This window comes from Nocardiopsis sp. TNDT3, from assembly GCF_003427465.1.
In the GTDB taxonomy this organism is placed as follows: domain Bacteria; phylum Actinomycetota; class Actinomycetes; order Streptosporangiales; family Streptosporangiaceae; genus Nocardiopsis; species Nocardiopsis dassonvillei.
On sequence record NZ_QPFC01001212.1, the window covers coordinates 1 to 6,558 of the forward strand.

At 67.8% G+C, this 6,558-nt stretch carries 7 protein-coding genes and 1 pseudogene; 5 read left to right on the forward strand and 3 right to left on the reverse strand.

What is annotated here, in order from left to right:
- Positions 1-388: pseudogene (locus DQW06_RS25945) on the forward strand (hypothetical protein); the annotation flags it as partial.
- Positions 389-494: 106 nt separating this feature from the next.
- Here the strand turns inward: DQW06_RS25945 and DQW06_RS25950 are convergent.
- Both DQW06_RS25950 and DQW06_RS25955 read right to left on the reverse strand, forming a co-directional pair.
- Complete coding sequence (locus DQW06_RS25950; protein WP_013155539.1) at positions 495-803, reverse strand: hypothetical protein; 309 nt, start codon at positions 801-803, stop codon at positions 495-497.
- 53 nt (positions 804-856) lie between these two features.
- On the reverse strand, positions 857-1,084 hold the full coding sequence (locus DQW06_RS25955) for a hypothetical protein (protein WP_013155538.1): 228 nt from the start codon (positions 1,082-1,084) through the stop codon (positions 857-859).
- Positions 1,085-1,568: 484 nt separating this feature from the next.
- Here DQW06_RS25955 and DQW06_RS25960 point away from each other — a divergent pair, with 484 nt between their 5' ends.
- Together DQW06_RS25960 and DQW06_RS25965 are read left to right on the forward strand one after the other, a co-directional pair.
- Positions 1,569-2,264, forward strand: a complete 696-nt coding sequence (locus tag DQW06_RS25960) for a Crp/Fnr family transcriptional regulator (RefSeq protein WP_198662552.1) — start codon at positions 1,569-1,571, stop codon at positions 2,262-2,264.
- 121 nt (positions 2,265-2,385) lie between these two features.
- Positions 2,386-3,111 carry a hypothetical protein gene (locus DQW06_RS25965; protein WP_117199483.1) on the forward strand — a complete coding sequence of 242 codons (726 nt, stop codon included), beginning with the start codon at positions 2,386-2,388 and terminating at the stop codon, positions 3,109-3,111.
- A gap of 26 nt (positions 3,112-3,137) precedes the next feature.
- Here DQW06_RS25965 and DQW06_RS29030 read toward each other — a convergent pair whose 3' ends face one another.
- Positions 3,138-4,382, reverse strand: a complete 1,245-nt coding sequence (locus tag DQW06_RS29030; RefSeq protein ID WP_157983609.1) for a hypothetical protein — start codon at positions 4,380-4,382, stop codon at positions 3,138-3,140.
- An 87-nt stretch (positions 4,383-4,469) separates the two neighbouring features.
- On the opposite strand from DQW06_RS29030, the gene DQW06_RS29035 reads away from it, so the two are divergent.
- Both DQW06_RS29035 and DQW06_RS25975 read left to right on the forward strand, forming a co-directional pair.
- Positions 4,470-5,498, forward strand: coding sequence for a hypothetical protein (locus tag DQW06_RS29035; RefSeq protein ID WP_157983610.1), 1,029 nt, complete (start codon positions 4,470-4,472; stop codon positions 5,496-5,498).
- Between the two features lie 31 nt (positions 5,499-5,529).
- A partial coding sequence (locus tag DQW06_RS25975) for a hypothetical protein (RefSeq protein WP_157983611.1) occupies positions 5,530-6,558 on the forward strand: 1,029 nt, incomplete at its 3' end.

Below are 6,558 nucleotides of genomic sequence, written 5' to 3' on the forward strand. Positions count from 1 at the left end.
CGGCCGCGTGCCCCACCCCCTCGCCCTGGCGGCCGTGGCGCTGGTGTGCGGCAGCGGCTTCATCCTCGTCCAGGAGAACGGGGTGGTCCCGGCCGCGGTCACACTCGCGGTGATGTTCGCCCTGGCGCTCACCGCGGGCGCGGTGCTCCTCGTCAGCTCGGGCCGCGCGGGCTGGACGGTCCGCCACACCCTGGCCGCCGTCGCGGGCGCCGTGGCGACCTACTGCTGGGCGGGGTTCATGATCCAGTTCGGGGTGCACGGGTACAGCGTCTTCGGCCTGGTGGGGCAGGTCGTGTGCGTGGGTGTGGCCGCTGGGCTGGTGGCGCTCGCGTGGAGGCGTTCGGCCGTCACGGCCGCGTCGCCGTCCGGGTCCGCGTCACCGGCCTGAGGGCGGGCGACTCCGGAACCCGAAGACGGCCCCCGGTGCGCGAAGCCGCTCCGCACACCGGGGGCCGTCCTTGAACGGGGCCCGCGCCGGGCGCGGTGTCCGTGCTCTAGAGCTTCGTGTGGTGGGCCGACCCGGGGGAGGCCGGGGACCACCCCTGCGCGAGAGCGTTCCGGATGGCGGTGGAGACGACGCCCGGGGTCACGGGAACGGGAGGGGCGACCGACAGCCAGGATCCCGGGTGCGGGTGCCGGGTGGCGACCACGAGGGTCTGCCCCGGCTCCTCCGCCAGTTCCACGGCGAAGGTCATGGGCGACTCGCAGAGGCCCTGGGCGTAGGTCGGCCGACGCCGTACGCGCCACCGGTAGCCGGTGCCGTCCACGGTGATGCGGCGGGAACCCCTGCGGACCAGTGCCATACGCGTCGCCTCCTACGATCGGGAGGGCATCGTACCCGCCGCGGGGCAGGGGCCTACGGCCCGGGTTCCTCCTCGGTCGGAGGATCCTCCCGGCAGGTGCGGTACCGGGCCCACAGCTTCCGGTACACGATGACCGCGAACACCACGATGATCGCCCACGCGACGGTCATCCCGTACGGCCTGCCGCCGAAGGCCGGTGGCGTCACCACGAGGACGACGTGCGACGCGAATACGACGATCAGCCCTACCAGGGGCCGCAGCGGCGGTCGCTCGGGCTGCATGGGGTGGGGGTCTCCCGCTCCGTGGTTGTGGAGGCGGCTTGATGCCGACGCCTACCGTTAAGTCCACCCGGGACGAACGCCTCGCGCAACCGCTGCCACGGGAGGCGGCCGAACAGGTCGCCGACCACGGCGTGTGCGTCCGCCCCGTATCGCTTCGACGCAGATACCACACCTTTGGGATAAAACGGTGAAAGGTTACAATCCGCTTAGGCGGCGTCCATGCCCGAAGAACCAGGGTCGTGGGGTCATAGGCTCATCAAAAAACATGTCCCCCCGTCCTAATTCGCTTCCCCTCCGGTGACATCGGTCTTACCTCCAACGCTCCCACCTGCATCATTTCTAATCACCTCGACGATTTCTCTGGTTGGTCCTTTATCGGGTCATAGGGTGTAGTACAAAAGTCGGTGCTGGGATTTCGCGCTCACACCCCATGAACGGATGGCAGCGATCCCCGATCAGACAGGCACTCACTCTGAGGAGACGTATGCGCCAGGGAGAGCCGTGGCCGTCCAACTCCGCGCTGTCGCTGCTCAGCTCCCCCGATCGTGATGCTCTCCTTCGACTCGGTAGGCGCACCGACCACGCGCCCGGAGATGTGCTCCTGAACCACGGCGAACACTCCACACACGTCTTCGTGATCCTCCACGGCTACGTGAAGATCACGACGACGTCCTACTCCGGCCGCGAGGTCCTCCTGGCCGTGCGCTCGGGCGGTGACTTGGTCGGGGAACTCGCCGGGATGGACGGCAGTCCGCGGATGGCCACGGCACAGACGGCGGGTCCCGCCACCACACGGTTGGTGACCGCAGCGGAGTTCCACGCCTTCTTGGACGCCCATCCGGCAGCATCCCGGTCCATCAGCGCGTCGATCTCGGCGAAGCTGCGCTCAGCGACCGACAAGATCGTCGACTACGGCAGCCACGACGTCCAGGCCCGGCTGGCGCGGGTCATTCTCCGCCTCGTACGGGATCACGGGGTCAGTACACCGGAGGGCGTCGCGGTCGCCCTCCGCATCTCGCAGCCGGAACTAGCCTCCATCACCGGTGCTTCCGAGGCGGCCGTCTCCAAGGCCCTCACGGACCTGCGCTTCCGGAAGGTCATCCTGACCGGCTACCGCACTTTCACGGTGCTCGACCGTGACGCTCTGCTGAAACTCGCTGAGCTTCCCCCCGATTTCTGATCGAACCGCAAGATCTCCTACTAATACGAGGTCTTTCCCTCCGGTTCTCCCGAACATGGCATCACGCGGCGCCTGCCGGCCCCGCGTGCGATGACCGCTGTCCGGACGAGAAAGGACATACATGGACGTGAACGTGCCACAGCGCCGCCTGACCATCGCTGTCGACGCCGAAGGCTACAGCAGCCGTTCCTTCGACGGCATGAAGGAGGTCCAGAGAGGCTTGCGAGAGGTCCTCGACCACGTGGACGAACACGGCGACCTCGACCGGGTCGACTGGGACCGTCAGCCCCAAGGTGACGGAGAAGTTGCCGTCCTCCCTCCGGGCACGATCGAGGCCACGGCCATCTCGAACTTCATCCGCGGTCTGTCCACCGCCCTCCACCACTACAACAAGAGCCGTAACAAGGAGTACCGGCTGCGCCTTCGCATCGCGATCGACCAGGGGAACATCGCCGTCGGCGAATTCGGCTTCATCGGAAACGCCGTCAACGCCGTGTGCAGGATGCGCGACTCCGACGCCCTGCGCGCGGCTTTGACCTCCCATCCCGGTGCGCCGTTCGTCGTCGCCGTCTCCGACTCGATCTACAGCGATGTCGTCGTACACGGGCAGGAGGACCTGTACCGGTTCACATTCAACAGGCACCAGCTCGCCAACAAGGACTTCCAGACCACGGCGTGGGTCCACGTCAGCGACGATTCCACGACTCGTGCAGGGCACCGCGCGCCTGACGACACGACCGACCACACAGCTCCTTCCCCGCAACGGTCCGTCGTCCATCACAGCGGTACCGGCAATGCCTACGGCGGCGACCACCACGGTGACACCACGTTCACCACCCACGGCTAGAAGAGCGCGACATGTCAGAACTCCCCTCATCTCCCGAAGACGCGGCGATCGCGCTCCCGGTGTCCCCGACCACGACCGCACCCGAGAGCGGGCAGAACACTCCCCTGACCGCAGGTCCCCGTGCCGATGAGTCGGACGCCCTTCCCCCCGAGGGCTCCGACGCCTTTTCGCACGACGGTGACGACGACCTCTCGTCCGAAGAGCCCGACCCGGAGCCCAGCGAGAACGTATGGGAGTCCAGCGTCGACCCCCGTTCCCAGAACCGGGAGCGCCAACGCCGGGACTACCGCAACAAGCGTTTCCGTCTCGGTGGGGTCCGCGTCGACGCCCGAGGCATGGGCAACGCCTACGGCGGCGACCACCACGGCGACACGGTCTTCAACATCACGACGATGTCGGACACGGGCGGGGACGGTACGGCCGTCCCCGAGGAGCAGATCGACTTCCTCCAAGACGTCCACGTCGACGGCGGCACCCTCCGACGGCTCACCAGTGCCTTCGACAACGAACGGGTGGCCGTCCTCCACGGTGATCCCGAGACCGGACGCACGACCTCGGCGATCATCGCCCTCCGTTCCGTTGATCACGACAACCCGGTGATACGGGTCACGCCCGAGAAGCTGCTGTCGGAACTCTCGGCCCCCGGCGCGGACGCCTCCCACTACCTCGTGCGCTCCACCCGTCGGGCGTGGCCCTGGGAAGACGACGAGATGGTACGCGTCAAGTCCCTCCTCGAGACACAGCACTCCCACCTGGTGGTCGTCATCGACGACGAGGACGTTCCGGCCAGATGGCGTTCCCTCCTCGTCCGACACACCGCTCCGGAACTCCTCCGGGTACTCCACAGCCACCTGACCCATCACGTCGGTGGAGAGGACGCGGCCGGTGCACTCCTCGATCGTGTCCGCGCCCAGACGAGGATCAAGGACTGCCTCGACTCGATCGAGTCCCCGGGCGAGGCGGCCCGCACGGCGTGGTTCGTCAAGGACCAATCCGATCGGGAAGAGCCGGACTGGCTGAAACGTCTCGCGGATCTCCTCGAGAAGAACCGCGATGAGATGCTCCTCCAGCGTGCCCGCGACCTGCTGCGGGGACTGGATCACCGGCACGCACCGGTGGACCAGGCCTATGTCATCAGTGCGGCCGTCCTGGACGGACACACCCTGACCACGGTCGTCTCGGCGGCAGGGAACCTCTCCGAGCGCCTCGTCCGCGCCGAGCTCGGCAGCCGTGCGCAGCGACGCCGCATCTTCGAGCGTCGACTGGACCACCGCCTACCGCATGTGCGGTTGAAGCAGCAGACCTCCGAGTCGGGTGGTGCACCCCCCGAACGCACACTGCAACTCCGGCAACCGCGCTTGTGGAGTGCCGTCCTCGACGTCGCCTGGACCGAGTACGAGCTCTCCCGCGAGCCCTTCCTGCAGTGGCTCCTGCACCTGTGCGAGATGGCGTCCGACGACCCACGCGTCCGCATCGACGCGGCGCAGGCGATCGGCCGGATCGCCGCACACGACTTCGCCATCGTGGAAAAACAGGTCCTCAAACACTGGATCACCACATGCGAGGAGTCCTCGGCCGACGACTTCGACCCACAACTGCCGCTCATGGCAGCGTGGATCATCGAGATGCTCGTCGTCGAGGGCAGCCAGATCGACCGAGCCTTCGACCTGCTCGAAAGGTGGATGCGCGAGGGCTCCCCCTGGAGGCTGCTCTACGCCCTCACCGCCTACGGAACCAGCATCGCCGGTGCGCGCCCCGAGGAGTCGTTCCGGGCGATCGACATGGCCGCCTCGGAAATCGGCCGGAGCGGGATGGGGCGGGCGTTCGGCCCGGCGACCGGGACGGCCGGACGCCTGGACCAGTTCGTGGAGAGCGCGGTCGTGGAAGCCTTCGACGGGAACTCCCCGCGCGCGAGGGCCATGGCTCTGGAGCACCTCGTGACGTGGCACCGGGACGATCAGCGCCCACGGCTGCACCGTGTGGCGGTGCGCACGCTCCTGAAGATCGCCCAGTTGCCCACCCGGTGCCAGGACGGTTCCCGAGGGCGGGACTTCGCACTGGTGGAGTGGCTGGCGGCGGTCGTCGCCGACCCCGACACCTACGGTGCCACACCCACCTCCGCGGCGGACACCGTCGAGGGCGTTCACGGCCTGTGGCTCGACGCGCTGAGCGACGACGACCTGAGCCCGGCGTGGACCGTCCTCGACGACTGGGAGGCCCGGTACCCGGACGCTACGGCGACCCCCGCCGCTCGCGCGCAGATCGACGCCCTCCTCGAACGCATCAGGTCGGACCCGAGCCAAGGGCTCAAGGAACGGCTCTCCCTCTACACGATCATCCGCGAGCGCCGGAACGGCGCAGGGCGGACGTCGCCGACACCGGCATGAGGCGAACCCTCGACGCAGAAAGGCAGTTCCCATGTCTCCCCACACCAGTGGTCGCTCGTGGTGGTGGCCTTTCCCCCGGTTCCGTCGCCGGACCTCGAACGACTCCTCGACGCCCGTCCGACACGTCCTGGACCGCATCACCGACCGGAGGGCGATCCTCGTCGACGGCGACGAGGTGCACCAGTGGATCCGCAAGGAAGGATCCATGTCCACCTCGGTCATGGCTCCACGGGACAACCTGTTCTCCGTCGACCCTCCCGCCAAGGGGGAGGGCTTCACCTTCCGGATCAAGGCCCGTGTGCGCTGGCACGCCCATCTGACGCACGACGACCCCGACGTCCACCGTGCCTGGCAGGAGTCCGTGGAGGACTACGTCGAGAGGCGCAATCGAACGATCCGCGCGGAGATCTCCGGTGTGATCCGGAACCTGAGTCGACGGTACCTGCCGCACCAGGCACCGGAACTCGAGGAAAACCTCAACGACCAGCTGCGGTCACGACGCTATGAACGAACGACACCGCCGGCCACGACGGGGATCCCCGCGCACGTCTCGGCCAATGACAAGTACCTCGTCCACGCCACCGTGCACACCTGGGTGGACGTGTGTCCCGAGGTGCGTGCCCAGCAACAGGCTGTCTCCATGCGCCTGACCAAGGCCGCCGGAGACCACGCTCTGGCCATGCTCCAGGTGAGGCACCTGCAGGAGATGCGACAGGCCTGGCTGGAGTTGTTCCTCGACACCATGCGCCAGATGGGAGACGTCAGTGAGGAACGTGTCTCGTGGCTGGCCGGACAGGCGCTGAAAGTGGCGCAGACGAACGGCAAGGACGCCTCCCGTGTCCTCCAGACGGCCCTCAACCAGCGACAGGCGGAGGGACGAAGGTTCGTGCGGGACCTGCAGGCCATCATCGGCCGCAACAACGAGGCCAACCTCGTCGATTTCGCGTTCGGTCACGACCGGGCGCTCCGGCAGGTCCTCCTGCACCTGGGTGTGCCAGTGGAGCAGATCGACCACGTGGCCGAGGAGAACCGCGTCCCCGACCCACCCCCGTCCCACACC